Annotated in this window: 29 protein-coding genes; 18 read left to right on the forward strand and 11 right to left on the reverse strand. The window is 63.1% G+C overall.

The features are described from left to right. Nucleotides 1–4 precede the first annotated feature (4 nt). From ABVQ20_RS27010 to ABVQ20_RS27020, 3 genes are read left to right on the forward strand one after another with little or no spacing between them, the layout of a single operon-like run. Nucleotides 5–1,888, forward strand: a complete 1,884-nt coding sequence (locus tag ABVQ20_RS27010; protein WP_354462706.1) for an ABC transporter ATP-binding protein — start codon at nucleotides 5–7, stop codon at nucleotides 1,886–1,888. A gap of 4 nt (nucleotides 1,889–1,892) precedes the next feature. Beyond that, nucleotides 1,893–2,369: a GNAT family N-acetyltransferase gene (locus ABVQ20_RS27015; protein WP_354462707.1), complete on the forward strand. Its 477-nt coding sequence runs from the start codon at nucleotides 1,893–1,895 to the stop codon at nucleotides 2,367–2,369. Nucleotide 2,370: 1 nt separating this feature from the next. Then, nucleotides 2,371–2,682 carry a DUF6665 family protein gene (locus ABVQ20_RS27020; RefSeq protein ID WP_354462708.1) on the forward strand — a complete coding sequence of 104 codons (312 nt, stop codon included), beginning with the start codon at nucleotides 2,371–2,373 and terminating at the stop codon, nucleotides 2,680–2,682. 3 nt (nucleotides 2,683–2,685) lie between these two features. Here ABVQ20_RS27020 and ABVQ20_RS27025 read toward each other — a convergent pair whose 3' ends face one another. Continuing rightward, nucleotides 2,686–3,030 carry a cupin domain-containing protein gene (locus tag ABVQ20_RS27025; RefSeq protein WP_354462709.1) on the reverse strand — a complete coding sequence of 115 codons (345 nt, stop codon included), beginning with the start codon at nucleotides 3,028–3,030 and terminating at the stop codon, nucleotides 2,686–2,688. 314 nt (nucleotides 3,031–3,344) lie between these two features. Here ABVQ20_RS27025 and petA point away from each other — a divergent pair, with 314 nt between their 5' ends. From petA to ABVQ20_RS27060, 7 genes are all read left to right on the forward strand, one after another. After that, nucleotides 3,345–3,905 (forward strand): ubiquinol-cytochrome c reductase iron-sulfur subunit, encoded by a 561-nt coding sequence (petA, locus tag ABVQ20_RS27030; protein WP_354462710.1) that lies wholly within the window; start codon nucleotides 3,345–3,347, stop codon nucleotides 3,903–3,905. A 17-nt stretch (nucleotides 3,906–3,922) separates the two neighbouring features. Next, the gene (locus tag ABVQ20_RS27035; protein ID WP_354462711.1) at nucleotides 3,923–5,224 is read left to right on the forward strand and encodes a cytochrome b; all 1,302 of its coding nucleotides are present in this window, start codon (nucleotides 3,923–3,925) and stop codon (nucleotides 5,222–5,224) included. 28 nt (nucleotides 5,225–5,252) lie between these two features. After that, nucleotides 5,253–6,125: a cytochrome c1 gene (locus tag ABVQ20_RS27040; RefSeq protein WP_354462712.1), complete on the forward strand. Its 873-nt coding sequence runs from the start codon at nucleotides 5,253–5,255 to the stop codon at nucleotides 6,123–6,125. A gap of 126 nt (nucleotides 6,126–6,251) precedes the next feature. Further along, entirely contained in the window at nucleotides 6,252–6,947 is a 696-nt protein-coding gene (locus tag ABVQ20_RS27045; RefSeq protein WP_354462713.1) for an acid phosphatase, read from the forward strand. A gap of 175 nt (nucleotides 6,948–7,122) precedes the next feature. Beyond that, nucleotides 7,123–8,268, forward strand: coding sequence for an alpha-hydroxy acid oxidase (locus ABVQ20_RS27050; protein WP_354462714.1), 1,146 nt, complete (start codon nucleotides 7,123–7,125; stop codon nucleotides 8,266–8,268). 16 nt (nucleotides 8,269–8,284) lie between these two features. Next, on the forward strand, nucleotides 8,285–8,740 hold the full coding sequence (locus tag ABVQ20_RS27055; RefSeq protein WP_354462715.1) for a hypothetical protein: 456 nt from the start codon (nucleotides 8,285–8,287) through the stop codon (nucleotides 8,738–8,740). 80 nt (nucleotides 8,741–8,820) lie between these two features. Next, nucleotides 8,821–9,366, forward strand: coding sequence for an adenine phosphoribosyltransferase (locus ABVQ20_RS27060; protein ID WP_354462716.1), 546 nt, complete (start codon nucleotides 8,821–8,823; stop codon nucleotides 9,364–9,366). 165 nt (nucleotides 9,367–9,531) lie between these two features. On the opposite strand, the gene ABVQ20_RS27065 is transcribed toward ABVQ20_RS27060, so the two are convergent. From ABVQ20_RS27065 to ABVQ20_RS27085, 5 genes are all read right to left on the reverse strand, one after another. Then, nucleotides 9,532–9,996 (reverse strand): MaoC family dehydratase, encoded by a 465-nt coding sequence (locus ABVQ20_RS27065; protein ID WP_354462717.1) that lies wholly within the window; start codon nucleotides 9,994–9,996, stop codon nucleotides 9,532–9,534. Further along, nucleotides 9,993–10,481: a MaoC family dehydratase gene (locus ABVQ20_RS27070; protein WP_354462718.1), complete on the reverse strand. Its 489-nt coding sequence runs from the start codon at nucleotides 10,479–10,481 to the stop codon at nucleotides 9,993–9,995. Before ABVQ20_RS27070 ends, ABVQ20_RS27065 begins: the two co-directional genes overlap by 4 nt. A gap of 124 nt (nucleotides 10,482–10,605) precedes the next feature. Continuing rightward, nucleotides 10,606–11,580, reverse strand: a complete 975-nt coding sequence (corA, locus tag ABVQ20_RS27075; protein WP_354462719.1) for a magnesium/cobalt transporter CorA — start codon at nucleotides 11,578–11,580, stop codon at nucleotides 10,606–10,608. 159 nt (nucleotides 11,581–11,739) lie between these two features. Continuing rightward, a complete protein-coding gene (locus ABVQ20_RS27080; protein WP_354462720.1) occupies nucleotides 11,740–12,534 on the reverse strand; it encodes an APH(3')-II family aminoglycoside O-phosphotransferase in 795 nt (264 codons plus the stop codon). A 44-nt stretch (nucleotides 12,535–12,578) separates the two neighbouring features. Continuing rightward, nucleotides 12,579–13,913 carry a uracil-xanthine permease family protein gene (locus ABVQ20_RS27085; protein WP_354462721.1) on the reverse strand — a complete coding sequence of 445 codons (1,335 nt, stop codon included), beginning with the start codon at nucleotides 13,911–13,913 and terminating at the stop codon, nucleotides 12,579–12,581. Between the two features lie 123 nt (nucleotides 13,914–14,036). Here ABVQ20_RS27085 and guaD point away from each other — a divergent pair, with 123 nt between their 5' ends. Further along, nucleotides 14,037–15,398: a guanine deaminase gene (guaD, locus tag ABVQ20_RS27090; protein ID WP_354462722.1), complete on the forward strand. Its 1,362-nt coding sequence runs from the start codon at nucleotides 14,037–14,039 to the stop codon at nucleotides 15,396–15,398. 302 nt (nucleotides 15,399–15,700) lie between these two features. Here guaD and ychF read toward each other — a convergent pair whose 3' ends face one another. From ychF to ABVQ20_RS27115, 5 genes are all read right to left on the reverse strand, one after another. Further along, nucleotides 15,701–16,804 carry a redox-regulated ATPase YchF gene (ychF, locus tag ABVQ20_RS27095; protein ID WP_354462723.1) on the reverse strand — a complete coding sequence of 368 codons (1,104 nt, stop codon included), beginning with the start codon at nucleotides 16,802–16,804 and terminating at the stop codon, nucleotides 15,701–15,703. 121 nt (nucleotides 16,805–16,925) lie between these two features. Further along, the gene (locus ABVQ20_RS27100) at nucleotides 16,926–17,678 is read right to left on the reverse strand and encodes a tetratricopeptide repeat protein (protein ID WP_354462724.1); all 753 of its coding nucleotides are present in this window, start codon (nucleotides 17,676–17,678) and stop codon (nucleotides 16,926–16,928) included. Nucleotides 17,679–17,707: 29 nt separating this feature from the next. Continuing rightward, nucleotides 17,708–18,427, reverse strand: coding sequence for an aminoacyl-tRNA hydrolase (gene pth, locus ABVQ20_RS27105; RefSeq protein ID WP_354462725.1), 720 nt, complete (start codon nucleotides 18,425–18,427; stop codon nucleotides 17,708–17,710). Nucleotides 18,428–18,450: 23 nt separating this feature from the next. Then, complete coding sequence (locus ABVQ20_RS27110; protein WP_354462726.1) at nucleotides 18,451–19,092, reverse strand: 50S ribosomal protein L25/general stress protein Ctc; 642 nt, start codon at nucleotides 19,090–19,092, stop codon at nucleotides 18,451–18,453. Between the two features lie 237 nt (nucleotides 19,093–19,329). Next, nucleotides 19,330–20,367 (reverse strand): LacI family DNA-binding transcriptional regulator, encoded by a 1,038-nt coding sequence (locus tag ABVQ20_RS27115; RefSeq protein ID WP_354462727.1) that lies wholly within the window; start codon nucleotides 20,365–20,367, stop codon nucleotides 19,330–19,332. 271 nt (nucleotides 20,368–20,638) lie between these two features. On the opposite strand from ABVQ20_RS27115, the gene ABVQ20_RS27120 reads away from it, so the two are divergent. From ABVQ20_RS27120 to ABVQ20_RS27150, 7 genes are all read left to right on the forward strand, one after another. Then, on the forward strand, nucleotides 20,639–21,658 hold the full coding sequence (locus tag ABVQ20_RS27120; RefSeq protein WP_354462728.1) for a sterol desaturase family protein: 1,020 nt from the start codon (nucleotides 20,639–20,641) through the stop codon (nucleotides 21,656–21,658). 97 nt (nucleotides 21,659–21,755) lie between these two features. Beyond that, the gene (locus tag ABVQ20_RS27125; protein WP_354462729.1) at nucleotides 21,756–22,742 is read left to right on the forward strand and encodes a sugar ABC transporter substrate-binding protein; all 987 of its coding nucleotides are present in this window, start codon (nucleotides 21,756–21,758) and stop codon (nucleotides 22,740–22,742) included. Between the two features lie 281 nt (nucleotides 22,743–23,023). Then, entirely contained in the window at nucleotides 23,024–24,025 is a 1,002-nt protein-coding gene (locus ABVQ20_RS27130) for an ABC transporter permease (RefSeq protein ID WP_354463148.1), read from the forward strand. Further along, entirely contained in the window at nucleotides 24,025–24,828 is an 804-nt protein-coding gene (locus ABVQ20_RS27135) for an ATP-binding cassette domain-containing protein (protein WP_354462730.1), read from the forward strand. Before ABVQ20_RS27130 ends, ABVQ20_RS27135 begins: the two co-directional genes overlap by 1 nt. 104 nt (nucleotides 24,829–24,932) lie before the next feature. After that, nucleotides 24,933–25,244 (forward strand): MocE family 2Fe-2S type ferredoxin, encoded by a 312-nt coding sequence (locus ABVQ20_RS27140; RefSeq protein WP_354462731.1) that lies wholly within the window; start codon nucleotides 24,933–24,935, stop codon nucleotides 25,242–25,244. 1 nt (nucleotide 25,245) lies between these two features. Beyond that, entirely contained in the window at nucleotides 25,246–26,025 is a 780-nt protein-coding gene (locus tag ABVQ20_RS27145) for a TIM barrel protein (protein ID WP_354462732.1), read from the forward strand. Nucleotides 26,026–26,034: 9 nt separating this feature from the next. Then, on the forward strand, nucleotides 26,035–26,847 hold the full coding sequence (locus tag ABVQ20_RS27150) for a 3-methyl-2-oxobutanoate hydroxymethyltransferase (RefSeq protein WP_354462733.1): 813 nt from the start codon (nucleotides 26,035–26,037) through the stop codon (nucleotides 26,845–26,847). Nucleotides 26,848–26,940 lie beyond the last annotated feature (93 nt).

The raw sequence follows: 26,940 nt of genomic DNA on the forward strand, positions 1-26,940 counted from the left end.
CCGCATGATGACTGCCATTTATCGCTGGTTCGAGAACTGGGTTTATCCGTTTCGGGAGCCGGCGAACCTTCGGCCTCCGGCCAGCGTCGGCGGCTTCATCTGGCATTACGTCGGACAGGCGAAGTTCGCCTTTTTCGCCATGCTGGTCATCGGCGGCATCGCGCCGCTGGTCGAAGCCGGGCTGTTCTACTTCGTCGGGCGGCTGGTCGACATTCTCGACCAGTTGCCGGCGCCGCGAAGCTGGCAAGCCTTGTGGCATGCCGCCGGCCCTGAACTTGTGTTCATGGTCGTGGTGGTTCTCGTCATCCGCACCATCGTCGTCGGGCTTTCAGCGCTGGTCGACGAACAGACGATCACGCCGGGCTTCTACAATCTGGTGCGCTGGCAGGCGCACCGGCATGTGTCGCGCCAGTCCTACGCCTTCTTCCAGAACGATTTCGCTGGGCGCATCGCCACCAAGGTCTGGCAGGCGGGGCAGGCAACCGGCGACCTGATGGAAAGCTTCATCGAGGTCGTCTGGTTCATGGTCGTCTACACAGTGACGACGCTGGCGGTGGTCGCCGGACTTGACCTGCGCTTGGCGGCGCTGGTGGTGGTCTGGATCTCGGCCTTCGGCTTGCTGGCAAAATTCTATCTGCCGGCGATCCGCAAGCATGCCGAGGCAACCGCCGAAGCCGGCTCGATGATCAATGGCCGCATCGTCGATTCCTATTCGAACGTGCAGACGCTGAAACTGTTTTCCGCCGATGGTGACGACCGCTATATCCGCAGCGGCTTCGACATCTATCTCGACGCGCTGCGCCCGTTCACGCGCCGGCTGACCGGCGTGCGGATGGCGCTGACGACGCTGTCGGGCTTCATGATCACGGTCATCGCCTGCTTTGCCGTCTATCTCTGGGTCGAAGGCTCGATCACCGTCGGCGCCGTCGCCTTCACGCTGTCGCTGGTGTTGCGGCTCAACATGCTGCTCGGCCGGCTGATGATGCAGCTCAACGGCATTCTCAGAAATCTTGGCGTGCTGGAGAACTCCAAGGCGCTGATCTCGCAGCCGCTCGGGCTGGTCGATGGGCCCGACGCCAAGGAACTGGTCGTGACAGGCGGACGCATCGATGTCCGGAATCTCGAATTCCACTACGGCAAGGGTTCCGGCGTGCTCAACGGAATCGACCTTGTCGTGCGGCCGGGCGAAAAGGTCGGGCTGGTCGGACCGTCCGGCGCGGGCAAGACGACGCTGGTCAATCTGATCCTGCGGCTCTACGACCTCGAGAGCGGCAAGATCACCATCGACGGACAGGACGTCTCCAAGGTCACGCAGAATTCGCTGCGCGCCAATATCGGCGTCGTCAGCCAGGACACCGCGCTGTTCCACCGTTCGCTGCGCGACAACATCAAGCTCGGCATGCCCGACGCAACCGACGCCGAGGTGATTGCGGCGGCCAGGAAGGCAGAGGCGCACGAGTTCATCCTGAACCTGCGCGACAATCGTGACCGCGTTGGCTATGAGGCGTTTGTCGGCGAGCGCGGCGTGAAATTGTCGGGCGGCCAGCGCCAGCGCGTGGCGATCGCGCGCGTCTTCCTCAAGGACGCGCCGATCCTTGTGCTGGACGAGGCGACTTCAGCGCTCGATTCCGACATCGAGGCGGCCATCCAGGAAAACCTGACGCGGCTGATGGAAGGAAAGACGGTCATCGCCATCGCCCACCGGCTGTCGACCATCGCCGCGCTCGACCGGCTGGTGGTGCTCGACGGTGGTCGCATCGTCGAACAGGGCACGCATGACGAACTGGTGGCGCTGGACGGGCTCTATGCGCGGCTGTGGAAGCGCCAGTCCGGCGGCTTCCTGTATCATGAGGACAGCGTGCTGGAAGAGACGAGGCCGGCGGAGTAGCAACGTGAGCGGACTGGCGCAGAGCTTCTATGTGCTCAGGCGGCTTCGGCCGACCGTGCCGGCCTTCGACGCGCTGAAGGAAGAGAGCCGGCTGGAAGGGTACTGGATGCTGGTGCGCCTTGCGGATGGCTGGGCAAGCGGCCGCAACAAGTTCCTGAAACGCGGCGAGGCGCTGTTCGGCGCCTGGCACGGCCGGGATCTTGCCGGTGTGTGCGGGTTGAACATCGATCCCTATTTCGAGGACAGAAGCCAGGGGCGAGTCCGGCACCTGTTTGTCAGTGCGGGTCATCGCCGCAACGGTGTTGGCCGCATGCTGGTCGAAACCGTCATCGACAGGGCACGCCAATATTTCGCCGTCCTCAACACCCGTGCGCCGAAGGAAGCCTTTCCTTTCTATGAGGGGCTTGGCTTCCAGCGCGTGGCGGGCGAAGAATTCGTCACGCACCGCATGATGCTCTCCGGATATGGGAAAGGAAGCTGAGATGTCACTGCGCCCCCCGTCTCATCTTGCCGGCACTTCGGCGGCGGAAGCCGCCTTCGACGCACTCGGCCATGAAATCCTCGCCGAAAAGGCGGCCGCGCTCGGTCGCGCCGGTCAGCGCGTCGAAGAGACATTGGCGAGGCTTCGCGACAATGGTGACGCCGAGCGGCGGCCCCGGCTGCTCAAAGAGGCGGCAGAAGCCGTGCACGGCTATTTCATCCAGCGCGAACTGTGCGGCCTGCGCAAGCATGACGGCGTGATCCGCGAATACGATATCCCAAAGGCCGTTCTGGTCAGGCTCGGCGCGAAGTGATGTTCACTCCAGCCATTCGGTGATGAACGTACCGTTCTCGTGGATGTCGGTCGTCTCCAGCGGGCCCGGACCGAGATTGGTGAATTTGTGCGGCGTGTCGGGCGGCACGATGACGATCTGGCCGGCGGAGGCCTCGATTTCCTTGTCGCCGATCGTGAACAGGCCGGTTCCCTGACGGATGATGAAAATCTCCGCATAGGGATGCTTGTGCAGCCTCGGGCCGCCGCCAGAATCGGGCAGGTAGTTGAAGATCAGGCAGGAGTTCGAGCCGTAGCCACCGCATTGCAGTTCGCCCTTCCAGCGGTCGGGACGAACGGCCCATTCCTCGCGATCGATGACATGCGCCATGGGAGGCAGGATAGACCCGGCCGGCGTCTTGTGTCGAGGCGAACAAGGGCGCTGGATTTGCGGTTGTTTCCCTGTTGTTTAGCGGTGTTTTCCGGCCATTCGCCGTCTTGTCGCGCGATAGGGTATTTTGTCCCCGCGACAATCTGCCCATGTGCCTTCACCCGTCTGGACAAAAACGGGCTTCACGCATAAACCGAAGTCCAAATGCCGGAGGAATTCGCTAGCCTGTTCGCCATGCGCTGTCGGGTTGGCGTGAATGAGCGGGGAACAAGGCTCAGCCACCGGCGCGGAAGAGGCGAAAGGATCAGGCACCCGTGAGCGCAACCGAAATCCACGATCCCAATCGTCGAGACTTTCTCTACGTCGCCACCGGCATGGCCGCAGTGGTCGGCGCTGGTGCCTTCGCATGGCCGTTCATCGACCAGATGCGCCCGGACGCGTCGACGCTGGCGCTTGCTTCGGTCGAAGTCGACGTTGGCTCGCTGACGCCGGGCATGTCGCTGATCGTCAAATGGCGCGGCAAGCCGGTCGTGGTGCGCAATCGCACCGAGAAAGAGATGAAGGACGGCGAAGCGGTCAATCTGGCCGATCTCAAGGATCCGATCGCGCGCAACGCCAATCTGCCGTCCGATGCGCCGGCGACCGACGCCAACCGCACCACGCCCGGCAAGGAAGCCTGGATGGTGATGGTTCAGGTCTGCACCCATCTGGGCTGCATTCCACTCGGTCAGGAAGGCGATTTCGGCGGCTGGTTCTGCCCGTGCCACGGTTCGCAATACGACACCGCCGGCCGCATCCGCAAAGGACCGGCGCCCGAGAACATGGCTGTGCCGGTATTCAAGTTCATTTCCGATACCAAGATCCTTATCGGTTGAGGCAGGGGGATATTTCCATGAGCGAGGGACACTCGACCTATACGCCCAAGACCGGTATCGAACGCTGGTTCGACGCCCGCATGCCGCTGCCGCGGCTGATCCATGATTCCTTTGTCTCCTATCCGGTGCCGCGCAACCTGAACTATGCGTGGACCTTCGGCGGCATCCTGTCGATCATGCTGGTGGCGCAGATCCTCACCGGCGTCGTGCTGGCCATGCACTATACGGCAGACACCAATCTCGCCTTCGGCTCGGTCGAAAAGATCATGCGCGACGTGAATTCGGGCTGGCTGCTGCGCTACATGCATTCGAACGGCGCGTCGTTCTTCTTCGTCGCCGTCTATATCCACATCTTCCGTGGTCTCTATTACGGCTCCTACAAGGCGCCGCGCGAACTGCTGTGGATCCTCGGCTGCATCATCTATCTCTTGATGATGGCGACCGGCTTCATGGGTTATGTGCTGCCGTGGGGCCAGATGAGCTTCTGGGGCGCCACCGTCATCACCGGCTTCTTCTCGGCCATCCCGCTGGTCGGCAACTGGATCCAGGAACTGCTGCTCGGCGGTTTCGCCGTCGACAATCCGACGCTGAACCGCTTCTTCGCGCTGCATTACCTGCTGCCGTTCATGATCGCCGGCGTCGTCGTGCTGCACATCTGGGCGCTGCATGTGGTCGGCCAGTCGAACCCGACCGGCATCGAGGTCAAGTCGAAGACCGACACCGTCGCCTTCACACCTTACGCGACCATCAAGGACGCGTTCGGCATGATCGTGTTCCTGTTCTTCTTCGCCTATTTCGTCTTCTACCTGCCGAACTATCTCGGCCATCCGGACAACTACACGGTTGCCAACCCGCTGAAGACGCCGGCCCATATCGTGCCTGAATGGTACTTCCTGCCGTTCTACGCGATCCTGCGCGCCATCACCTTCAATGTCGGGCCGATCAACTCCAAGCTCGGCGGCGTGCTGTTGATGTTCGGCGCCATCGTCATGCTGTTCCTGGTGCCGTGGCTCGACACGTCCAAGGTGCGCTCGGCCGTCTACCGGCCCTGGTACAAGCTGTTCTTCTGGCTGTTCGTGGCCGACGCCATCCTGCTCGGCTGGCTGGGCTCGCAGCCCGCGGAAGGCAGCTATGTGTTCATGGCGCAGATGGCGACGCTGTTCTACTTCGCGTTCTTCCTGATCGCACTTCCGGTGCTCGGCCTCATCGAGACGCCGCGGCGGCTGCCGAACTCGATCACCGAGGCGGTGCTTGAAAAGAACAAGGGCGGCAGTGGACATCCGGCGGGCGCCACGGCGGCTCCGGAAACCAAGGGCTGAGCGGGTAGAGAATCTAAGGGGATTTGGCATGAAGAAGATTCTCACCTCGCTGGCGCTGATCGGCCTTGTGGCCGTCGGCACTGGGGCTGCTGGCACCTGGGCGATCGCCGCCGAAGAGGCGCACAACGCCGCAGCACCGACGCACTTCCCGATCAACGAGCCCAAGGAGATGAGCTGGAGCTTCTCGGGACCGTTCGGCACCTATGACAAGGGCCAGCTGCAGCGCGGCCTGAAGGTCTACAAGGAAGTCTGCTCGGCCTGCCACTCGATGAACCTGGTGGCGTTCCGCACCCTGTCGGACCTTGGCTACTCGGATGCCCAGGTCAAGTCGCTGGCGGCGACCTACACCGTCCATGACGGCCCCAACGATGCCGGCGACATGTTCGACCGTCCCGGCAAGCCGTCCGACCATTTCCCGGCGCCGTTCGCCAATGAGCAGGCCGCCGCTGCTTCCAACGGCGGCGCTGCCCCGCCCGACATGTCGCTGCTGGCCAAGGCGCGCGGCGTCGAGCGCGGCTTTCCGCAGTTCGTCTTTGATATCTTCACCCAGTATGACGCGGGCGGCCCGGACTATATCCACTCGCTGCTGACCGGCTACGACCAGACGCCGCCTGCCGGCATGGTCATCCCAGAGGGCACGCACTACAACCCATACTTCATGTCCGGCGTCTCGCTGAAGATGCCCAAGCCGCTCTCCGACGGCCAGGTGACCTATGACGATGGCGCGCCGCAGACGGTCGAACAGTATTCCCGCGACGTATCGGCCTTCCTGACATGGGCGGCCGAGCCGCATATGGAAGACCGCAAGAAGACCGGCTTCCGCGTGTTGTTCTTCCTCTTTGTGTTCGGCATCCTGGTCTATCTCACCAAGCGCAAGGTGTGGGACGGCGTGGCGCACTAAGCCGCGCGGCCAAGGATCAAGAAAGGGCGCCGAGAGGCGCCCTTTTTCATTTCCGGAGGCGGTCACGTCACATGGCCGTCACCGCATCTGGCGATCCTGCGTCATTCCCAACAAAGGATTGCACCCATGAAGAAATATGCATCGCTGGCGGCTGGTCTCCTGCTGCTGGTCATCGGCTCCGCCGCCCAGGCAGACGACGCTCAACCCTTCGTCACCAACAAGGACATCGACCTGACGATGGTCCTGCCGCCACCACCGGCCAACGATTCCGCCCAGACCAAGGCCGAGATCGGCGAAGTGCTGACGCTGCAGGTCACGCGCACGCCGGAAATGGTAGCCAGTGCCGTCGCCGATGCCGAGGAGAATGTCTGGCGCTTCGCCGATGTCATGGGGCCGAAGTTCAACAAGGAATCGCTGCCGAAATTTTCGGCCTTCTTCGATCGCGTGGTGGCCACCGAGGGTGCTGTCGTCGATCCGGCCAAGGATGTGTGGAAGCGTCCGCGCCCGCATCAGCTCAGCGATCTTGTGAAGCCTGCAGTCAAGCTGTCCAGCTCCGGCTCCTGGCCGTCGGGTCACGCCACCGTCGGCACCATGATGGGCATCATCCTTGCCGACATGGTTCCCGAAAAGCGCGCCGAGATCATGGCGCGCGCGGCGCAGTATGCCCACAACCGCGTCGTCGGCGGCATCCACTATCCGTCCGATGTCGAGATGGGCAAGATTTCGGGCAGCGTCATTGCCGCTGTCCTGCTCAACCGGGACGACTTCAAGGCAGAGTACGACGTGGCCAAGGCTGAACTTCGCTCCGACCTCGGCATGTGAGGCTTCCGGCGGCAATTGTCGGCGAGAGGGGCGCCTCGGGCGCCCTTTTTCCATGATCGCTGCCATGTGCGACGGACAGCCGGCAACTAGCCCGTTGGCACCGGGACACCAGATTGATATTCGAGGCATGAAGGGTGGCGAATGACTTGTCGCCCCATGCGTTCGGAATTCGATGATGCGGCTCAGCGACTGTCACAATTTTTCCGACTTCCGCCGCATGGCGGAAAGGCGATTGCCGGGGCCGATCTTCAACTATATCGACGGCGCGGCGGACGACGAAGTTACCTATCGCCGCAACACCGAGAGCTTCGAGAACTGCGACCTGGTTCCCAACGTACTGCGTGGCGTCGGCGAGGTCGACATGTCGGTGACGGTCATGGGCCAGAAGCTGGCGATGCCGGTCTACTGTTCGCCGACCGCCCTGCAGCGCCTGTTCCATCACCAGGGCGAGCGCGCGGTCGCCAGGGCTTCGGACAAGTACGGAACGATGTTCGGCGTTTCCTCGCTGGGTACCGTCAGCCTCGAGGAGGCCCGCAAGATCAGCAGCGCCCCGCAGGTCTACCAGTTCTATTTCCATCGTGATCGCGGGCTCAACAAGGCGATGATGCAGCGGGCGAGGGAGGTTGGCGTCGAGGTGATGATGCTGACCGTCGACAGCATCACCGGGGGCAATCGCGAGCGTGACAAGCGCACCGGCTTTGCCATTCCCTTCAGGCTCAGCCTCGCCGGCATGCTGCAGTTCGCACTGAAGCCGGCCTGGGCGATCAATTACTTCACCCATGAAGGGTTCAAGCTGCCGCAACTGGACGAACATGTCGACATGGGCGGCGGCACGATGTCGATCAGCCGCTACTTCACCGAGATGCTCGATCCGTCGATGACCTGGGACGACGTTGCCGAGATGGTCAGACTGTGGCCGGGTCCGTTCTGCCTCAAGGGCATCATGTCGGTGGAGGATGCCAAGCGCGCCGTCGAGATTGGCTGCAGCGGCATCGTGCTGTCCAACCATGGTGGCCGGCAACTGGACGGCTCACGGGCGGCGTTCGACCAACTCGCCGAGATCGTCGATGCCGTCGGCGACAGGATCGATGTCATCATGGATGGCGGCGTACAGCGCGGCACACATGTGCTCAAGGCGCTGTCGCTCGGCGCCAAGGCCGTCGGCGTCGGCCGCTACTATCTGTTCCCGCTGGCGGCAGCGGGCCAGCCGGGCGTCGAACGAGCGCTGGAACAGATGCGAGTCGAGATCGAGCGCGGCATGAAGCTGATGGGCTGCACCACGATCGGACAATTGTCGCGCGAAAATCTCCGTTTCAGGTAGTCTGCGAGGGGTGCCCATGTCGGACAGCGAAAGCAAGAGAGACGAGGACGCGATCAGGGCCATCATCGCCCGCCAGTTCGCAAGCCTGAGCTGGGGTGAGGGGCGCGCTCCCGGCTGGGACGATTTCACCGGTGATTTCCTGACCGGCGCCTGCCTATTTCCTGCTGCCCGTCCGGCAAAGCCGATATCGGTTGCCGACTTTGTCGAGCGGATGCGCAAGCTGTCAGAAACGTCGCTCAGGACATTCGATGAGACCGTTGTTGGAGTCGATATCCATGTCTTCGGCAACATCGCGATCGCGGCCGCCGGCGCCGAGATGACCGAGAATGGAGCCGAGACCAGCTGTTCGGTCGAAATGATGCTCCTGGTGAAGAGCGAGGGGAGCTGGAAGATCGCCGCCCAGGCGTGGGACAAGGCAAGCGCGATCAATCCTTTGCCGGATACGCTTGTCTCGGCCGCCACATCGCGCTAGCCGTTGTCGGTCGCGCAGGGTCACGATTGGTCCTTGCGCCATGTCAAACCTGTCAGCTGGATCATCCGGAGAGCCGCCTCATGAAACCCTCGCTCGAAGACACGCTGCTTGCCGCGATCCGCACCATTCCAGACTATCCTAGGCCCGGCATATTGTTTCGCGACATCACCACGCTGCTTGGCAATGCGCGCGCCTTCCGCCGCGCCATCGACGAGCTGGTGCATCCCTATGCCGGCCAGAAGATCGACAAGATCGCCGGCATCGAAGCGCGCGGCTTCATTCTCGGCGGCGCCGTAGCCCACCAGCTCTCGGCCGGCTTCGTGCCGATCCGCAAGAAAGGCAAGCTGCCCTTCGAGACTGTGCGCGTCGCCTACAGCCTGGAATACGGGCTGGACGAGATGGAGATGCACAAGGATGGCGTGGCGCCCGGCGAAAAGGTGATCCTGGTCGACGATCTCATTGCCACCGGCGGCACGGCGGAAGCGGCGGTCAAGCTGCTGCGCCAGATCGGTGCCGACATCCTCGCCGCCTGCTTTGTCATCGACCTGCCGGATCTCGGCGGGCGTGCCAAGCTTGAAGCGCTTGGTGTTCCGGTAAGGACACTGATCGGGTTCGAAGGGCATTGAGCGTTTTTACCTTCTCCCCTGAAGGTGGATCGGCGCGCAGCGCCGAGACGGTTGAAGGGTGCTGGACGGAGTGTCGGCGGTGCCAAGCTGGAGCACCCCTCATCCGACCTCGCTTCGCGAGGCCACCTTCTCCCACAACAAGGGGAGAAGGAAGAGGCATTGCCTCTACTCCACCTTCACCAGCACGGCGCTCTCAAACTCCAGCACCTTGTCGCCGGTCGAATCGAAGGCGTCCGAATGCAGCGCCAGCAGTCGCCAGCCGGGGCGTGAGGCGATGGGGCGGTGGGACAGGGCGGTGCGGGTGAAGGTCACCGTCTCGCCGGCATAGACCGGCTTCAGCCATTTCAGGTTCTTGAAGCCGGGCGAGGGGCCGAATTCCGGCACGGGGCCAGGGCCGGTCCAGCCCTCGGCGTCCATGCCTGCCTGAAGATTGTATTTCATCCAGGTGGCGGCGGTGTGCCAGCCGGAGGCGCAGAGGCCGCCGAGCACGCTGGCCTTGGCCGCCTCTTCATCGACATGGAAGACCTGCGGGTCGTATTTGCGGGCGAAGGCCTTGATCTCCTCCGGCTCGAATCTGTGCGAGCCGAGCGTGACGGTGGTGCCGATGCGGAAGAACGCGTCCAATGTCATGACAGGTTCTCCGCAGCATCACGCGTGAGGAACATGCCGGTGTTTTCGAGTTCGAAGACGCTTTCGCCACGCTGGTTGAAAAGCTCCGCCCGCATGGTGATCAGGCCAAGCTGCGGCCTCGATTTGGACAGGCGCTTGGCGACGATGGTGCTGTGGCCGGTCAGCGTGTCGCCAGCCAGCACCGGCTTCTTCCATTTGACATACTCGATGCCGGGCGAGCCCTGCGAGGTCGAATCCAGCAGGAACGCGTCGCACCACATGCGCATGAACATGGCGCAGGTGTGCCAGCCCGAAGCAGCCAGGCCGCCGAGGATGCTGGCCTTGCCGGCTTCCTCGTCGAGATGCATCGGCTGCGGGTCGAACTCCCCGGCGAATTCGATGATCTCTTGCGCGCTTACCAGCTTCGTGCCGAGGTCGAGCTTCGTGCCCTCGATGAAATCATCATAGGTCCAGGTCTTTGCGGGAACAGAAGTCTTTCCGGTCATCTCTCAAATCCGGTGAGGAACATGCGGGTGCGACGGATCGGCGTTCCCGGATGAAGGCCGGACGCGGTCAGGTCAAGTATTTTCTAGTGCGCCAGGCAGCCGAGGTGGACGCCGAGGCAACGCATCAGAGCCAGCCGCGACGGCGGAAATACCAGTAGGGCAGGATCGCCGACAGCACCATCATGCCGATGGCGAAGGGGTAGCCGAAGTTCCATTTGAGTTCGGGGATGATGTCGAAATTCATGCCGTAGATCGAGGCGACCAGCGTCGGCGGCAGGAAGATGACGGCGGCGACCGAGAAGATCTTGATGATGGCGTTCTGCTCGATGGAGATCATGCCGAGCGTCGCGTCGAGCAGGAAGGAGATCTTCTGCGACAGGAAGGTGGCGTGGTCGGCGAGTGACAGCACGTCGCGTGACAGCGTCTTGATGCGCGCCTTGGTGTCCTTGCTCATCTTCATGCGGGTCGAGGCATGGGCAAAGAAGCCGGCCAGGCGCTGCAGCGAGATCAGGCTGTCGCGCACGGAGGAAGCGATGTCCTCCTTGCGGCCGATGCCCTTGAGCAGTTCCTGGAAATCGCGATTGCGCTTGGAAACCTTGGTCGAGGTTGCCTGGAAGATGTCGCGCGAGATGGTCTCGATATCGCGGCCGGCGCGTTCCAGTATGTCGGCGAGACGGTCGACGATCGCCTCCAGCAGTCCGATCAGGATGGTGTCGCCGCTGGTGCAGCCCATCACCACCTTCTCGGCGCGCTGCGGAAAGGTCTTGAACGCCTTGGGCTCGTGGTAGCGCACGGTGATGAGCCTGGTGCCGGCGAGCACGAAGGTGACCGGCGACATCAGCGGATCGTCGACCTCGGTCTGGGCCGGCAGCGTGGCGGTCATGAAATAGGCGCCGTCCTCGACATAGAGGCGGCTGGAGATTTCGATCTCCTCCATCTCCTCGCGGGTCGGGATGGCTACGCCGAGCCAGTTCTCGATGGTTGCTTCTTCTTCCTTCGTCGGGTTGAGCAGGTCCGCCCAGACGACGCTGTCGCCATTCTGCACGAGGTCATCGACGACGCGCAGGCGATCATTGTCCACGACGAAAGCCTTGATCATCGCCAGATCTCCCCTGCCGGATTAAAGGGTGCGTTCGGATGGACGCGTCGTGTCGGATTGCTGGGGGGCGCGAATGCACCCCCCAGTGCACCCGCCGCTTAGACCCGTGACATGACAAAATCAAGACAGGCCGGATCGTGGCGGGACGGCACTTGCGGCTCAGAAAAACTCGTCGAGCAGCCTGTACCAGGCAAGCTTGAGCGGATCGGCCTCGACAAAACCATAGCTGTCGAGGAAAGGCTGTATCCACGCCTCGCCGAGATTGTGCCGGATGCTCCAGCAGGCAAGCGCAAGGTCCTGGTGGCGATCGGCGACGCCCAGCCGGCCGCAGTCGATGAATCCGCTGAATGTACCTTCGGCGGCCATGACATTGGGCAGGCAGGCGTCACCATGCGTTACCACAAGGTCCTGCGTCGCCGGTCTCAATAACAGAAGCTCGGCGAAGGCGTCCGCCGCCGTCCGCCCCTGCCGCTCCTCGTCGAAATCGCTTTCGTCGACCTCGCCGGCCTCCATGCGGGCTCGCGCCATGGCGATCCGCTTGTCGAGACCGTGGTCGAAGGGGCACGAACGAACATCGAGCGCATGCAATGCGCGCAGCGCGCCGGCCATGATGTCGATCGTGTTGCCGGCATCGGCTGGCGGCGCCGACACCAGGTCATGCCCCGCCACGGCGCTCATGAGAAGCCAGTCGCGGCCGGCATGCGTCTCGAAGGCCATCGCGCGCGGGCAGGCGATGCCTTGGCCGGCAAGCCAGCGCAGTCGTGCCGCCTCTTCGGCGAGTTCGGCAAAGGGCTTCGCCTGTTCCGTCTTGAGGAACAGCGCTGGCTTGCCTTCGGCCTCCAGGCGAAAAACGCCGGCGACGGAACGGCCGATCGTCTGCAGGTCCCACGTATAGCCATGGAGAAGTTCGCGTAGGCCATGCGGCAGGTCGATTTCAGGGGGATGGCTGTTCATCGCTTGCGGGCGGCCTCATGGCCGCCCGTCCTCCTTATGATCGTCTACCGGGAGTTCGGCAGGATCTGGTGCAGCACGATGGCCCAGACGGCGCCGAATGCGATCGATGAGCCGAGGATATACTGCACCAGGTCGGGAAGCGTTTTCACGAAATCCGGCGGCGCCAGCGTGGCGAACAGCGCCATGAGGATGGGAAGGCCGATGACCAGCATGTTCCTCTCGTTCAGCGGTGTGCCGCGCACAACGCGAAAACCGTTCATGGCGATGACGACGCAGAGCACGCCGAAGACGCCACCGATGACCGGTCCCGGTATCGACGCGATGACCGCCGAGAGCTTGCCGATCAGCCCGAACAGCACCAGGAAGATGCCGGCCGCGGCAAAGGCGGCCCGGCTGGCGATGCCGGTGATGGCGATGATGCCTGCATTGGACGAGTAGCCGGTGACCGGCGTGCTGCAAAGCAGCGCGCTGATCAGGCAGCCGAGGCCTTCACCGGTGGCGCCCTTGTCGAGTTGGTCATCCGTCAGCGGCTTGTCGATGACGGCGCCAACCGCAAACCAGGTGCCGGTGGTCTCGGCCAGAACGACGATGTAGACGATCAGCATCGTCAGCGTCGCCGACAGCGAGAACGTCACGTCGAGGTTGAAGAACGCGATGCGCGGCATGGAAAACCAGGTCGCGGCGGACACGCCCGACATGTTCAGCTGGCCCATGAAGGCGGCGGCCGCGCTGCCGGCCGCGAGCGCGATGATCACAGAGAGCAGGCGCAGCCAGTTGCCCTTGGCGCCAAGCGCCATGCCGGCCAGCATGCAGCCGACCAGCACCGCCGCCGCGATGAAGGCGAGGATGATATTGCCGCCGACGGTTGCCGTGCCGTGGACGGCGAACACGCTTTCCTTGAGCGCCACCGGCATCAGGGCGACGCCGACGACGATGATGATCGCGCCACCGACGATGGGCGGCACGAATCGGTTGACGAGGCGATGGAAGACCTTGGTCGGCGACCCCAGCAGCATGACCAGTATGGCGCCCGGGATAAGCGCGCCCACCACGGCGGAAAGGCTGCCAATGCCGCCGCCGGCTCCGAACGCGATGGCCAGCACCGCGCCGATCGGAACGAAGGACGGCCCTTGCACCACGGGCAACCGCATCAGGAACTGCGACTGGATCAATGTCGCGATACCGGCCGCGACGAAGGCCGACTGGATGAAGGCGCCGGCATCGCCGACGCTGAAGGCGAGCACCGATGCGATGATGAACGGCACGATATAGACGTCCATCGCCAGCACATGCTGGAGGCCGAGCAGTGCGGCCTTCCCCCATGGCAGCGGATCGTCCGGCTGGGCAATCAGTGTGATTTCTGGTGCAACGCGTTCCATGGTGTCCCCCTCTGGAATTTATCGTTCGATCATGTGATCAGTCAGGCCCGAAAGACAGCGGCAGCAGTGGTTGCCAACTGTTTTTTAGTAGGCCACGCAGCACCTTAGCCGGAGCGACCATGCATGACGAAAGAGCCCTTCACGCTGATTGGGACCGCCTTCCACACACCGGAACGCTGCCGGCTGGAAGTGCTGCAGGATCATCTGTTCAGCGTCGATGCGCAGGGGCGTATCGCTGAGATCCTGGCGCCTGGCCGTCCGGAGTACGAAGCGAGAGCGAACGCGGCCAGGCAGGCGGGCACGTTGGTGCTGCTTGCCGATGGCCAGTTCCTGCTGCCCGGTCTCGTCGACCTGCACATCCATGCGCCGCAGTGGCCGCAGATGGGCAAGGCGCTGGATGTGCCGCTCGAAGTCTGGCTGCAGAAATACACCTTTCCGCTCGAGGCCCGTTACGCGGATGTCGACTATGCCCGCGAAGTCTACGCCGACCTGGTCGACAACCTTCTGGCCAACGGAACCACGACGGCGCTCTATTTCGCCACGGTCCATGTCGACGCCAGCCTGGCGCTTGCCGAGACATGTCTTGCAAAAGGCCAGCGCGCCCTGGTCGGCAAGGTGGCGATGGACGACCCTGAGCAATGTCCGCCCTTCTACCGCGATGCCGATGCGACAAGTGCGGTGGCGGACACCAGGCGTTTCATCGAGGCGGTAAAGGTGCTGGATCCGCAGGAGAGGCCGCTCGTCCAGCCGGCGATCACACCACGCTTCATCCCGAGCTGCACCGATGCGGCACTGCAGGGGCTGGGCGAGCTCGCGACCGAATTCGGCTGCCATGTGCAGACGCATTGCTCAGAAAGCGACTGGGCAAAGCAGTTCGTCGAGGCGCGCTTCGGCCAAACCGATGCGGCGAGCCTGGGCGGCTTCGGCTTGCTCACCCGCCATACGATCCTGGCGCATTCGAACTTCATCAATGAGCCGGACATGGACCTGATCAAGGAGAAGGGCGCGGGCGTGGCCCATTGCCCGCTGTCCAATGTCTATTTCGCCAATGCAGCGTTTCCGCTGCGCGCAGCACTGGACCGGCAGATGCATGTCGGGCTCGGAACGGACATTTCCGGAGGCTACAGCCCATCGCTGTTCGACGGCTGCCGGCATGCGCTGTCGACATCGAGGACGCTGCAAAGTGGTGTCCATGCCGGCCTGCCGCCCGAGCAGCGCGGCGCGCCCGGCGAGCCCATCACCCATCAGGAGGCGTTCTGGCTGGCGACCGCCGGGGGCGCCGAAGCGCTCGACCTGCCGACGGGCAGTTTTCGTGTCGGGCATGAATTCGACGCGCTGCTGATCGATACGAAGGCCAAGGCCTCGAATATCCACATCAACGCGGCTGATGATACGCTTGAAGATGTGTTCCAGAAGATTGTGCTCAACGCGGCACGCGCCAACATCGCCATGGTCTGGGTGAGGGGGCGGATGGTGGTTGGATGAAAGCCACTGGTGGCAGGCCATCGGGTGAATTGCACCATCACGGGCTTTGGCGCTGCCCCTCATTGTCCTGCCGGACATTTCTCCCCGTATAGTGACGGGGAGAAAAGTTGCTGTCATCGATGGTTTTGCCAATTTTCAGCGTAGTAGTAAGGGAGCCAAGGTTGCGGCCAGCTACTTTCTCCCCGTCCCTATACGGGGAGAAATGTCCGGCAGGACAATGAGGGGCGGCGCCAGAATAGGCAATTCACCAGAACCGATTGCCCCGCCAATGCACCACACCTCCATGGCGCGACCATTACCCATCACGTGTTGAACTTGAACAGCAGGACGTCACCGTCCTGGACGACATATTCCTTGCCTTCATCGCGCGCCTTGCCGGCTTCCTTGGCCGCTACTTCGCCGCCCAGCGTGATGAAGTCGTTGTAGGAGATCGTCTGGGCGCGGATGAAGCCGCGTTCGAAGTCGGTGTGGATGACGCCAGCGGCCTGCGGTGCCTTGTCGCCCTTGTGGATGGTCCAGGCGCGCGTTTCCTTCGGCCCGGCGGTGAAATAGGTGATCAGGTGGAGAAGCTCGTAGCCGGCGCGGATGACCTTGTTGAGGCCGGGTTCGTCGAGGCCGAGCGAGGACAGGAATTCCATCTCCTCCTCGTCTGAAAGCTGAGCGACTTCGGCCTCGATCGCGGCCGAGATCACCACGACGCTGGCGCCTTGCGCGGCGGCCATCTTTTCCACGGCCTTGGTGTGCTCATTGCCAGCCGCGGCATCGGCCTCGGCGACGTTGCAGACATACAGTACGGGATGCGAGGTCAACAGGTTCAGGCCCTGCAGGATGCGGAGGTCCTCGGCCGAAATACCCTTGAGCAGGACGCGGGTCGGCTTGCCGGCCTGCAGCAACTCGAGTGCGGCCTCCATCATCGGCAGCACGGTGGTCGCTTCCTTGTCCTTGCTACCGGCGCGCTTGCGGATCTGCACGATGCGGCGCTCAATGCTGTCGAGATCGGCGAGCATCAGTTCGGTCTCAACCGTCTCGGCGTCAGCGACGGGGTCGATGCGGCCCTCGACATGGGTGATGTCGTCATCCTCGAAGCAGCGCAGCACATGCACGATGGCATCGACCTCGCGGATGTTGGCGAGGAACTGGTTGCCAAGGCCTTCGCCTTTCGAGGCGCCGCGCACCAGGCCGGCGATGTCGACGAAGGAGATGCGGGTCGGGATGATCTCCTTCGACTTGGCGGTCGCGGCGATCTTCTGCAGGCGCGGGTCGGGTACCGCCACCTCGCCGGTGTTCGGTTCGATGGTGCAGAACGGATAGTTGGCGGCCTGCGCCGCCGCCGTCCTGGTCAACGCGTTGAAAAGCGTCGACTTGCCGACGTTGGGCAAGCCAACGATGCCGCATTTGAAACCCATTTTTGTCCGGTCCTATCGGGAAATCGAAATTTGATCAGGGCTATGGGGGATCGGGCCAATGATCGTCAAGCCCCTACCGGGTCAGGCGGCTTCGTGCCGAGGCTAAGCCGATGGCCGATGCTCAGCCTGCCAGTTCTCGCAATCTGGCGAGCCGGCGAGGCTCCCGGGCGACAAAGACGGTGTCCTTCTCCAGAATGGCGAGTGCGCGCCGGGCGCTCAAGCGTGCGCGATCCATGTCGCCAAGCCGGGCATGGCATTCGGCCAGTTCCTCGCGCATATAGGGCGCCTGATCGCCTTCGGCTTCCGCGGCATCGGCAATCTCCTCGGCCAGGAGCCGGGCTTCTTCAAAGTGGCCGAGCGCGCGCAATGTCCTGACCACAGCATAGAATGCGATGCGCAACTCCAGTTTCTGGCTTTGCTGGCGCCGCACGTCGGCTGCCTGCCTGAAAAGCCGCAGGGCGTCCTCAAATCGGCCGGCGTCGAAACAGATCCAGCCAAGATTATGCAGCAGAGGTGCCCGCCAGGCTTCGGCCTCCGGATGCTCGCCGACATAGGCGAGGGCGGTGGCGGTCCATTCGATGGCATCATCGAGCGTTCCGGAGATGGCGATCATGTGGGCTGCATCGACAGCAAGGGCGTTCGCGCGTGCCTCTCGTGCCAACCGCCATGCCTCATGAAACAGCGGCCGCGCCATGTCCCGCTGTCCAGCGGAATTATACAGTCGACCGCGCTCGATGACGCATGCCGCACGCCCGGCGGGATCTTCGCCGGCAAGGTGCGAGGCCTGGTCGATCAGCGCTTGGGCAGCATCGAAATCGCCAGCCAGGCCAAGTCGCCCCGCTTGCCTGGCCAGATCCGAAACGTCATCCGTCATGCCGGCCTCGCTTGCCGCCGCCGGCCACCTCAGTCCTTGCCGAACAGCTTCTTCAGCATGGCGGCCATCGGGCCGGATTCCGGCAATTTGGCCACCGGCTGCTGCGGGCGCGCCTGGCGGACGTGGCTCTGTTGCTTGGGTGTCTGTTTCTGCGCCGGCTTTTCCGGCTCGGGCTCGGCGTTGCCACGAACAGCGAGGCTGAGTTTGTTCATGAAGCCGGATTCGTCGCCCTTGGCGATCATGCCGGCATTGTCGCCGATGGCGTCGAGCAGCGGCTCGAGCCATTCGCGGTCATATTTGGAGAAGTCGCCGAGCACATGATGCTGGACCATTTCCTTGACGCCGGGGTGGCCGACGCCGATGCGCACGCGGCGATAGGTGTTGCCGATATGGCCGTCGATCGAGCGGATGCCGTTGTGGCCGCCGGCGCCGCCGCCGGTCTTGATGCGGACCTTGCCCTCGGCGAGGTCGATCTCGTCGTAGAAGACGGTGAGCGCGGAGGATTCGAGCTTGTAGAAGCGCAGTGCTTCGCCGACCGATTGTCCCGAAAGGTTCATGAAGGTCTGCGGCTTGATCAGGACGATCTTTTCGCCGCCAAGCGCGCCTTCTGAAATCAGGCCCTGGAACTTCTTCGACCAGGGCGAAAAGGAATGGCGGCGGGCGATTGCGTCCGCCGCCATGAAGCCGACATTGTGCCGGTTGTTGGCATACTTCGCGCCCGGATTGCCGAGTCCTGCAAACAGCAGCATCGTCAGCTCCGGGCGGAAGGGGATTACTTCTCTTCGGCGGCCGGAGCCGCTTCGGGAGCAGCGGCCTCAACCGTCTCTTCCGTCTCCGGCTTCATCGCCGACGAGCCGGCAATGGTCGCGATGGTGAAGTCGCGGTCGGAGATCACCGGCTTGACGCCGGCCGGCAGCTTGACCGCCGAGATGTGGATCGAATCGCCGATGTTGGCGCCGGTGAGATCGACGGTGATGAATTCCGGGATCGCATTGGCCGGGCAGTGGAACTCGACTTCGTGACGCACGATGTTGAGCACGCCGCCGCGCTTGATGCCGGGCGACTTGTCTTCGTTGATGAAGTGCACGGGCACGTCAACGTTGACTTCGGTGTCCTTGCCGATGCGCAGGAAATCCACGTGGAGCGGGAAGTCCTTGACCGGGTCGAGCTGGAAGTCCTTCGGCAGGACCTGGATCTTCTTGCCCTCGACATCGATCGTGGCGACCGTGGTCAGGAACCCACCGCCATGGATCTTGTAGTAGACGTCCTTGTAGTTGAGCGAGATAGCCAGGGGAGGCTGCTTGTCGCCATAGATTACTGCAGGCACTTTACCGTTGCGGCGAACTGCACGGGCGGACCCCTTACCGACCTGTTCGCGTGCTTCGGCCTTGAGCTCGTAAGTGTCGTGGCTCATGGCATTTCCTTTCGGTTTGTTCTGGAGCGCCTACGGCGGCGATGTGCTTGACCGTAAACGTCGAAAGCCGCCAGGCCTGGATGTCCGAAATCAGGCCACCCGCTTGAAGCGGACCTTTGTTCGGGGATCACAAGGGAAGGCAGCCTTCCGCCGCGTTGCCTCCAAGGGTGTCTACGCGGGTGGCGGCTCTATAGCGGAAGGTGGGAAAGGGTGCAAGTCAGCCAAGGCAGGGCAGTATTAGATGTTCTCGCGGGTGTAAATCTCGAACGGCAGGATGGTGGTGAAGTTGCTCGCTTCATTCGGCGCGGAAACGGCGCGGACCATGCCGGCCAGCGCGTCCTGCGCGATGCGGGCGAGGGGGTGCGAGATGACGAAGGTCAGCGTGCCGTCGAGCAGCGCCGAGCGGGTCGTGTCCATCAACTCATAGCCGACGACGACGAGGCTGCCGGCCCGGCCTGTGGATCGCAGGGCCGCAATGGCGCCGGTGATGCCGCCGCCGGCGACAAAAAGGCCGCTGAGGTCCGGATTTTCGTTCAGGAGCCTCTCGGTCATCTCCTGTGCGATGGCACTGGACTCGAAGGTCGGCAGCGGCTCAAGCAGCGTGAAGCCCGGAGCGTGCTCGCGGAAATAGGAGCGAAACCCGCTCTCGTTCATCTCCTGGCAGCGGTAGCGGTGATTGCCGACGAGGATGCCCAGCTTGCCGGGTGCCTTGCAGACGTGCTCGAACACCCAGGCCGCGGTGCGCCCGACCTTCCAGCCGTCGAGCCCGATGTAGCGAACCTGCTCCGTCGCCGATATCGGCGAGATCAGCGCAAAGACCGGCACGTTGCGGGCCTGCAGCGTATCGATCGCCTGGGCGACAAGAGGGTGAACCGCGGCAACGACGCCCACGGCGTCGCATTCGGAACCCAATGCCAGTATGCGTGACGCGACGTTCTGCGGCGACAGATCGTCAAGGAATTCCGTTCTCAGCTCTATTTCGCAGTCGGGAATTGTCTCGACGGCCAAACGCAACGCTTCGGCGATGTTGCGGTAAAAGGCGCGGCCGGGCTGGTGCAGCAGGAAGCCGAACCTGTAACGCGGCCGGGCGGCGGCCACGCGGCTGCGCAGCGCGCCCATGCCGTAAAAGCCGATCTGCTCCGCCGCCAGCCTGACGCGCTCGCGCGTGCCTTGGCGGACGGCACCCGCGCCGCTCAGCACGCGGTTGACGGTGGCCACCGAAACATTCGCCTCGGCAGCGACATCCCTGATCGTTGGCCGCTTGTTCTGATCCATTTCGTCTCACCAACCTATCGCAATTGATACAAAGATATCATTTTCTCTGCCAGATTGATATGAATGACACAATCGTTTTGGAACAATTATTCTATTCTTGATTCATTTTGGATCAAGATGTTTATCTCAGGGAAAGCAAGCAAGGCGGAAGCACGCCGGCCCAGGGATAGCAGCAGCACAGCGCAGCCAAGGTTCTCGCCCACCGCCCTCAGGCGGTGCGAGGCAGCGTGCGCGTGCGGGCCATCCCAGGCATGGCGGGTGGAGGATCTGCATGGACGATCTCAAATACGGCGTGCGCGACAAGCGCGGCGACTGGAAGCCGAACGGGCGCATCGAGGGGGCGCCGTTGTGGAACTGGCCACCCAGGCTGCCGAAGATCCTGGCATGGCTGCCCGGCTATATCTGGCCATGGAATGCCTTCCACATGGCCACCGCGCTCCTCTATTGGTTCTATATCGTCCCCAGCGTCGAGACGATGAAGACGATCAGCTGGGGCTGGGCGCTATGGCTCTATGCCGTCAACGCAGCCGCGATCCTGGTCTTCTACGGCATCTTCGAGCTGCGCTATTACATCAGGCGCGCCCAGGCGACGCGGTTCAAGTACAACCACAAATTCCCCGGCGACGCGCCCTCCGATGTGTTCTGGTTCCAGAGCCAGAACCTCGACAACTTCCTGCGCTCGTTCTTCATCACAATCCCGCTGTGGACGGTGGTCGAAGTCATCTTCCTGTGGTGTTTTGCCAATGGCTACGTGCCGTGGCTCAGCGGGTCGGATCACCCGGTCTACCTCGCAGCACTGGTGCTGATCGCGCCGGCTATCCACGAGGTGCACTTCTTCTTCATCCACCGGCTGATCCACTGGGGGCCGCTCTATCGCTGGATCCATTCGGTCCACCACAATTCGATCAACCCGTCGCCTTGGTCATCGCTGTCGATGCATCCGGTGGAAGGGTTCCTCTATCACGCGGTCGCCTTCTGGCACCTTGTCATCCCGTCCAATCCCATCATCGCGCTGTTCCAGCTGCATATCGCCGGCTTTGGTGCGGTCAACGGCCATCTCGGCTTTGAAAAGCTGGAGGTGACCGAGGACACAGCGGTCGAGAGCCACGCCTACGCACACTACCTGCACCACAAATATTTCGAGGTGAACTATGGCGGCGATGGGCTGATCCCGCTCGATCGGTGGTTCGGCACCTGGCACGACGGCACCAGGGAGGGCGACGCCATGATGGACGCCCGGTTCCAGAAAAAGAGGGAGCGCATGAACGCCAAGGTCGCGGCGAACCATTGATCACGTGACACGACGCGTAACGGGAGAGGTGCGCGCCTTCGGATGAATTCACTGTTTTTATAAATCCGTCTGACGACGGCAATCGGGAGGAGATGACATGAAGCGTACAGCGAAACTGTTGACGGCAATGATGACGGCGGCCTTGGTGGCGACATCAGCCACAGCGGTCATGGCCCAGTCCAAGGGCGCGAAGATCTTCGTTATCGGCGGCAAGGCGGACGACCCGTTCTGGTCGAAGGTCAAGAAGGGCGCCGATGACGCAGGCCTGGTTGCGAAGGCAACGGGCGGCTCGGTGACCTGGCTCGGTCCGCAGAACTACGACAACCTCGGCCCGGACGCGGCCAAGCTTATCCGGACCGCATTGAGCCAGCATCCCGACGCCATCGTCGGACCGGACTGGGTACCCGAGGCCATGGACGATGCCTTCAAGGACGTCGTTGCCGCAGGCGTGCCGCTCATCATCTACAATTCCGGCGGCATGGACGCAGCCAAGCGGCTCGGCGCCATGAATTATGTCGGCAACGAAGAATACAAGGCTGGTCTCGGCGGCGGCGAGTATTATGGCAGCCATGGCTCCAAGAACGTGCTTTGCGTCAATACCTTGCCGGGCGCCACCAACACGGAAGACCGCTGCAAGGGCATCGCCGACGCCATCGCCAAGAGCGGTGGCAAGTCAAGCCAGTTGCCGCTGCCGTCCTCCAGTTTCGGCAATCCGACCGCCGTCGCCGAGGCGATCAAGGCGGCCGTGCTGAAGGACAACACCATCGACGGCGTCATCACCATCAGCGCCGGCGACGCCAACAGTGCCGCCAACGCCATCAGCCAAGCCAGCGTCGGCGACAAGGTAAAGCTTGCGTCGTTCGACATGGATGAAACCGGCCTGCAGCGCATCAAGGCTGGCACCCAGCTGTTCGCGGTCGACCAGCAGCCCTACCTGCAAGGCTATCTCGCGGTGTCGCTGCTGAACGGCCTCGTCAATTACGGGCTCGACCTGCCGACCAAACCGGTGCTGACCGGACCAGGGATCGTCGACGCCGCCAATGTGGATGCGACGATGGCCGGCGCCGTGGCCGGCGCCCGATAGGCTCCGCCTTACCTTCTCCCTTGTGGGAGAAGGTGGATCGGCGCGTAGCGCCGAGACGGTAGAGGGGTGCTGGACAGAACATCGTCGATGCCAAGCTGGAGCACCCCGCGTCCGTCGCCTTCGGCGACATCTTCTCCCGCAAGGGGAGAAGGAGGAGCCAACGTGCCGACGCCCCAAAGGGCGGCAACCAAACCACTAACGCCAGGGACACTTCGATGATATCCCAAGCCCATCACCAACCTGCCGTGGCGGCGGCTGCGCCATTCGTTCCGCGCTCTTCGATGCCCTCGATCGGTAGCCTCGTGCGTCGCCCAGAAGTCGGCTCGCTGATCGGCATGATCGCCGTCCTGATCTTCTTCTCGATCTTTGGCGGCGCCAATTTCCTGTCGGCCGGCGGCGCCGCCAGCTGGCTCAATGTCGCCTCGGAGCTCGGCATCATCGCGCTCCCGGTCGGGCTTTTGATGATCGCCGGGCATCTCGATCTCTCCGTCGGGTCGATGATCCCCGCCAGCTCGATGACCATTGCCATCATCTCGGGCCATTACGACCTGCCGATCATCGTCGGCATCCTTGCATCGCTTGGGCTTGGCTTGGCCGTCGGCTTCATCAACGGCGTCCTGGTGATCCGCACCAAGGTGCCATCCTTCGTCGTCACCCTGGCGACGCTGTTCGCGCTGGCCGGTCTGACGCTCGGCCTGTCGGTCATCCTGTCCGGTAGCACCAGTGTCGCGCTGAAGGGCGGGCCGACCGCCAAGCTGTTGTTTGGCGACTACCTTGGCGGCAAGTTCCAGGTGACGCTGTTCTGGTGGATCGCCGCTATCCTGATCGTCGGCTTCATCCTGAATTTCTCGCGCTTCGGCAACTGGATCCTGGCCATGGGCGGCGACGCGGTCAGCGCCCGCAATGCCGGCATCCCGACGGACCGGGTCACCATCGCGCTGTTCATGAGCAGCGGGCTGTGCGCGGCCTTCGTCGGCATGTCGCAGGCAATCCTCTACAACAGCGCCCAGGTGGCCGCCGGGCAGTCGTTCATCTTCAACTCGATCATCGCGGTGGTCATTGGCGGTGTGCTGCTCACCGGCGGCTACGGCTCGGTGGTCGGCATCGTCTTGGGCACGCTGACCTTCTCAATCGTCAACCAGGGCATCTTCTACACCGGCTTCGACGCCAACTGGGCAAGCCTGATCATCGGCGTCCTGCTGCTGGCGGCCGTGCTGATGAACAACACCTTCCGCAGCATGGCGTTGACTTACGCGCCACGCACCAAATCGAGGGCACGCTGATGACAACGCCGCTGCTCAGGCTGACCGGAATCAACAAGTCGTTCGGTCCGATCGACGTGCTCCACGACATTTCGCTCGAAGTGAACAGGGGCGAGGTGCTGTGCCTGCTCGGCGACAACGGCGCGGGAAAATCGACGCTGATCAGGATCCTTTCCGGCGTCCACAAGCCGACATCGGGCACAATGGAAATGGACGGCAAGGCCGTCGCATTCGACAGCCCCCGCGATGCCAGCGACCACGGCATCGCGACCGTCCACCAGTTCGGCGGGACGTTCCCGCTGATGAGCATCGGCCGGTCCTTCTTCGTCGGCGCGGAGCCGACACGGCGCTGGGGGCCGCTGACCATCTACGATCGCAAACGGGCCAATGAGATCGCCGTGACCGAGATGCGTCAGCTCGGCATCACCCGCATCGATGATGGCGATCGCCTCGTCGGTGGGCTGTCCGGAGGCGAGCGCCAGGCGCTGGCCATTGCGCGGGCCGTCCATTTCGGCGCCAGCGTGCTGATCCTCGACGAGCCGACCGCGGCACTCGGCGTCAAGGAGGCGGCGCACGTATTGCGCATCGTCTTGCAGGCGCGCCGCAAGGGCATCGCGGTCATCTTCATCACCCACAATGTCGTCCATGCGCTCACCGTCGGCGACCACTTCGCCGTCCTCATCAGGGGCGCCAAGGCGGCGGATTTCCGCAAGGGCGAGAAAAGCCGCGAGGCGATCACCGACCTGATGGCTGGCGGTGAGCAGATGGCTGAACTCGAAGCCGAGATCGAGAGCTTCACGGCAACGCATGACCAGCATGCGTAGACCTTGCGAAGGCGCCCACCCTCCACAGAGCATCTTCCCGAGCGGCCGGCGCGGCGCTTGTCCCGCCGGCCGCCTTTTCGACCAACCGATAACCAGGGGTGACAATGGCAAAGTGGATTAATGCGTGCGCGACGGATGACATCGAGGAAGAGGACCTCATCCGCTTTGATCACGAGGGCCGGACATTTGCCATCTACCGGAGTCCCGACGACCAGTTCTTCTGTACCGACGGTTTGTGCACGCATGAAAAAGTGCATCTGAGCGACGGGCTGGTCATGGAATACAAGATCGAATGCCCGAAGCATAACGGTGTGTTCGATTACCGGACGGGCGAAGCGCTGCGCGCACCGGTCTGCGTGAACCTGAAAACCTACAAAACCAAGGTCGAGAACGGCCGCGTTTACATCGAGGTCTGACATGGACACTTTCACCCTGGCCGCCTGCGCCGAAATGCTGTGGCTGGAACGGCCGATGGAATGGCGTGTCAAGCGCCTCACCGAATTGGGCTTCCAGGTCGGCCTCTGGAACTGGCCCGAGCATGATCTCGCAATGCTCGAGAAATCCGGCGCGACCTTCTCGATCATGAACGGCTATCTGCGCGGCCGGCTTTCAGATGACGAGGGTGCGGCCGAACTGCTGAAGACGGCGAAGGAGACGGCAGCGGTCGGCAAGCGTCTCGGTGTCGCACGGCTTAATCTGCACGGCACCGGGCTGGGCGATGGCGGCCTGCCCGTCACGCCCTGCGAGACAGTCACCGGCGCGATGTGGCTCAAGGCGCGAGACACGCTGAACCGCATCGCGGACCTTGCCGAGGCCGAGGGCGTGACATTCACACTGGAAAATTTGAACCTGCCGGTCGACCATCCCGGCGTGCCGTTCGGGCGCGCTGAGGATACGCTTGCGCTGGTATCAAGCGTGAACCGGCCGGGCCTGCGCCTCAATCTCGACCTCTACCATGCGCAGATCGGGGAAGGGAACCTGATCGAACTGTGCCGCGCCTGCCTGCCATGGATCGGCGAGGTGCAGGTGGCGGATGTGCCGGGACGAATGGAGCCTGGGACCGGCGAGATCAATTATCGCGGCATCGCCCGCGCACTGAAGGACATGGGCTACCGGGGGCCGGTGGGCATGGAAGCGTTTGCCTCCGGCGATCCCGAGGCGGCACTGCAAGCCTTCCGCGACGCTTTCACCCTCTGAGGAACGAAAATGGTCACCAAGAGCATCCGCCCCACCGTCGCCGACATCCGGGCCATGAAGGGCCGCGGACAGAAGATCTCCATGCTTTACGTCACCTCTCTCGAAGAGGCAGCGGCGGCGGACGCGGCTGGCGTCGACATGCTCTCGATCGAGGGCCGCTTTTTCTCGCCCGAGATGCGCGAGGCAGCCGGCCGTTGCTTCGTGCAGGTCGGGCTGCCCTACGGCCCCGCCGGTGATCTGGTTACCGCCGAGGACTATCTGAGAACCGCCTACCACTACATGCGGATCGGCGGCGACTGCTTCTACTGTGCCGCCTCGCTCGATATCCAGAAGACGCTTTGCGACAACGCCGTGCCGATAGTCGCCCATGTCGGCCTGATCCCCTCGCAATGCACCTGGACCGGCGGGTTCAAAGCCGTCGGCAGGACAGCCGAGAGCGCGCGTGCGGTCTGGGATCACGTGAAGCGCCTGGAGACCATTGGCTGTTTTGGCGCGGAGCTGGAGGTTGTGCCCGATCGTATCGCCGAGCTGATCACCCGGGGCACGCCCATGATCATGCTCGGCATGGGCGCCGGCCCCCATGCCGACGCGCAGTATCTTTTCAGCGAGGACGTGCTCGGCCACACCACGGGCCATAGGCCGCGCCATGCCAAGACCTACCGCAACTTTGCCGCCGAGTATGAGCGGCTGCAGCGCGAGCGTGTCGCCGCCTATCGCGAGTTCATATCCGACGTGCAAACGGGCGCCTATCCCGAACCGCGGCACGTCGTCCCCATCACCGACGCGGAACTTGCCAATTTCAAGGCCGCTCTAGGCCTGTAGCGACGTCCTCAAGGCCAAGGTGCACGCAGCTCGCTATTGGTTGCAGCTCAACGCATCAAGCTGTGCCGGCGTCAGCCTGAACTCAGGTTCTGA

Source organism: Mesorhizobium shangrilense (genome assembly GCF_040537815.1).
Taxonomy (GTDB): domain Bacteria; phylum Pseudomonadota; class Alphaproteobacteria; order Rhizobiales; family Rhizobiaceae; genus Mesorhizobium; species Mesorhizobium shangrilense.

What these genes read in the sequence shown, in the direction of transcription:
- ABVQ20_RS27125 (WP_354462729.1), top strand. Translation starts at nt 21,756, where the DNA reads ATGAAGCGTACAGCGAAACTGTTGACGGCAATGATGACGGCGGCCTTG.
- guaD (WP_354462722.1), top strand. Translation starts at nt 14,037, where the DNA reads ATGACGAAAGAGCCCTTCACGCTGATTGGGACCGCCTTCCACACACCG.
- ABVQ20_RS27120 (WP_354462728.1), top strand. Translation starts at nt 20,639, where the DNA reads ATGGACGATCTCAAATACGGCGTGCGCGACAAGCGCGGCGACTGGAAG.
- ABVQ20_RS27140 (WP_354462731.1), top strand. Translation starts at nt 24,933, where the DNA reads ATGGCAAAGTGGATTAATGCGTGCGCGACGGATGACATCGAGGAAGAG.
- ABVQ20_RS27150 (WP_354462733.1), top strand. Translation starts at nt 26,035, where the DNA reads ATGGTCACCAAGAGCATCCGCCCCACCGTCGCCGACATCCGGGCCATG.
- ABVQ20_RS27065 (WP_354462717.1), bottom strand. Translation starts at nt 9,996, where the DNA reads ATGACATTGGACGCGTTCTTCCGCATCGGCACCACCGTCACGCTCGGC.
- corA (WP_354462719.1), bottom strand. Translation starts at nt 11,580, where the DNA reads ATGATCAAGGCTTTCGTCGTGGACAATGATCGCCTGCGCGTCGTCGAT.
- ABVQ20_RS27025 (WP_354462709.1), bottom strand. Translation starts at nt 3,030, where the DNA reads ATGGCGCATGTCATCGATCGCGAGGAATGGGCCGTTCGTCCCGACCGC.
- ABVQ20_RS27110 (WP_354462726.1), bottom strand. Translation starts at nt 19,092, where the DNA reads ATGAGCCACGACACTTACGAGCTCAAGGCCGAAGCACGCGAACAGGTC.
- ychF (WP_354462723.1), bottom strand. Translation starts at nt 16,804, where the DNA reads ATGGGTTTCAAATGCGGCATCGTTGGCTTGCCCAACGTCGGCAAGTCG.
- ABVQ20_RS27050 (WP_354462714.1), top strand. Translation starts at nt 7,123, where the DNA reads ATGCGGCTCAGCGACTGTCACAATTTTTCCGACTTCCGCCGCATGGCG.
- ABVQ20_RS27100 (WP_354462724.1), bottom strand. Translation starts at nt 17,678, where the DNA reads ATGACGGATGACGTTTCGGATCTGGCCAGGCAAGCGGGGCGACTTGGC.
- ABVQ20_RS27010 (WP_354462706.1), top strand. Translation starts at nt 5, where the DNA reads ATGATGACTGCCATTTATCGCTGGTTCGAGAACTGGGTTTATCCGTTT.
- ABVQ20_RS27085 (WP_354462721.1), bottom strand. Translation starts at nt 13,913, where the DNA reads ATGGAACGCGTTGCACCAGAAATCACACTGATTGCCCAGCCGGACGAT.
- ABVQ20_RS27020 (WP_354462708.1), top strand. Translation starts at nt 2,371, where the DNA reads ATGTCACTGCGCCCCCCGTCTCATCTTGCCGGCACTTCGGCGGCGGAA.
- ABVQ20_RS27115 (WP_354462727.1), bottom strand. Translation starts at nt 20,367, where the DNA reads ATGGATCAGAACAAGCGGCCAACGATCAGGGATGTCGCTGCCGAGGCG.
- ABVQ20_RS27060 (WP_354462716.1), top strand. Translation starts at nt 8,821, where the DNA reads ATGAAACCCTCGCTCGAAGACACGCTGCTTGCCGCGATCCGCACCATT.
- ABVQ20_RS27145 (WP_354462732.1), top strand. Translation starts at nt 25,246, where the DNA reads ATGGACACTTTCACCCTGGCCGCCTGCGCCGAAATGCTGTGGCTGGAA.
- ABVQ20_RS27035 (WP_354462711.1), top strand. Translation starts at nt 3,923, where the DNA reads ATGAGCGAGGGACACTCGACCTATACGCCCAAGACCGGTATCGAACGC.
- ABVQ20_RS27040 (WP_354462712.1), top strand. Translation starts at nt 5,253, where the DNA reads ATGAAGAAGATTCTCACCTCGCTGGCGCTGATCGGCCTTGTGGCCGTC.
- ABVQ20_RS27135 (WP_354462730.1), top strand. Translation starts at nt 24,025, where the DNA reads ATGACAACGCCGCTGCTCAGGCTGACCGGAATCAACAAGTCGTTCGGT.
- ABVQ20_RS27130 (WP_354463148.1), top strand. Translation starts at nt 23,024, where the DNA reads ATGCCCTCGATCGGTAGCCTCGTGCGTCGCCCAGAAGTCGGCTCGCTG.
- ABVQ20_RS27045 (WP_354462713.1), top strand. Translation starts at nt 6,252, where the DNA reads ATGAAGAAATATGCATCGCTGGCGGCTGGTCTCCTGCTGCTGGTCATC.
- ABVQ20_RS27055 (WP_354462715.1), top strand. Translation starts at nt 8,285, where the DNA reads ATGTCGGACAGCGAAAGCAAGAGAGACGAGGACGCGATCAGGGCCATC.
- ABVQ20_RS27080 (WP_354462720.1), bottom strand. Translation starts at nt 12,534, where the DNA reads ATGAACAGCCATCCCCCTGAAATCGACCTGCCGCATGGCCTACGCGAA.
- pth (WP_354462725.1), bottom strand. Translation starts at nt 18,427, where the DNA reads ATGCTGCTGTTTGCAGGACTCGGCAATCCGGGCGCGAAGTATGCCAAC.
- ABVQ20_RS27070 (WP_354462718.1), bottom strand. Translation starts at nt 10,481, where the DNA reads ATGACCGGAAAGACTTCTGTTCCCGCAAAGACCTGGACCTATGATGAT.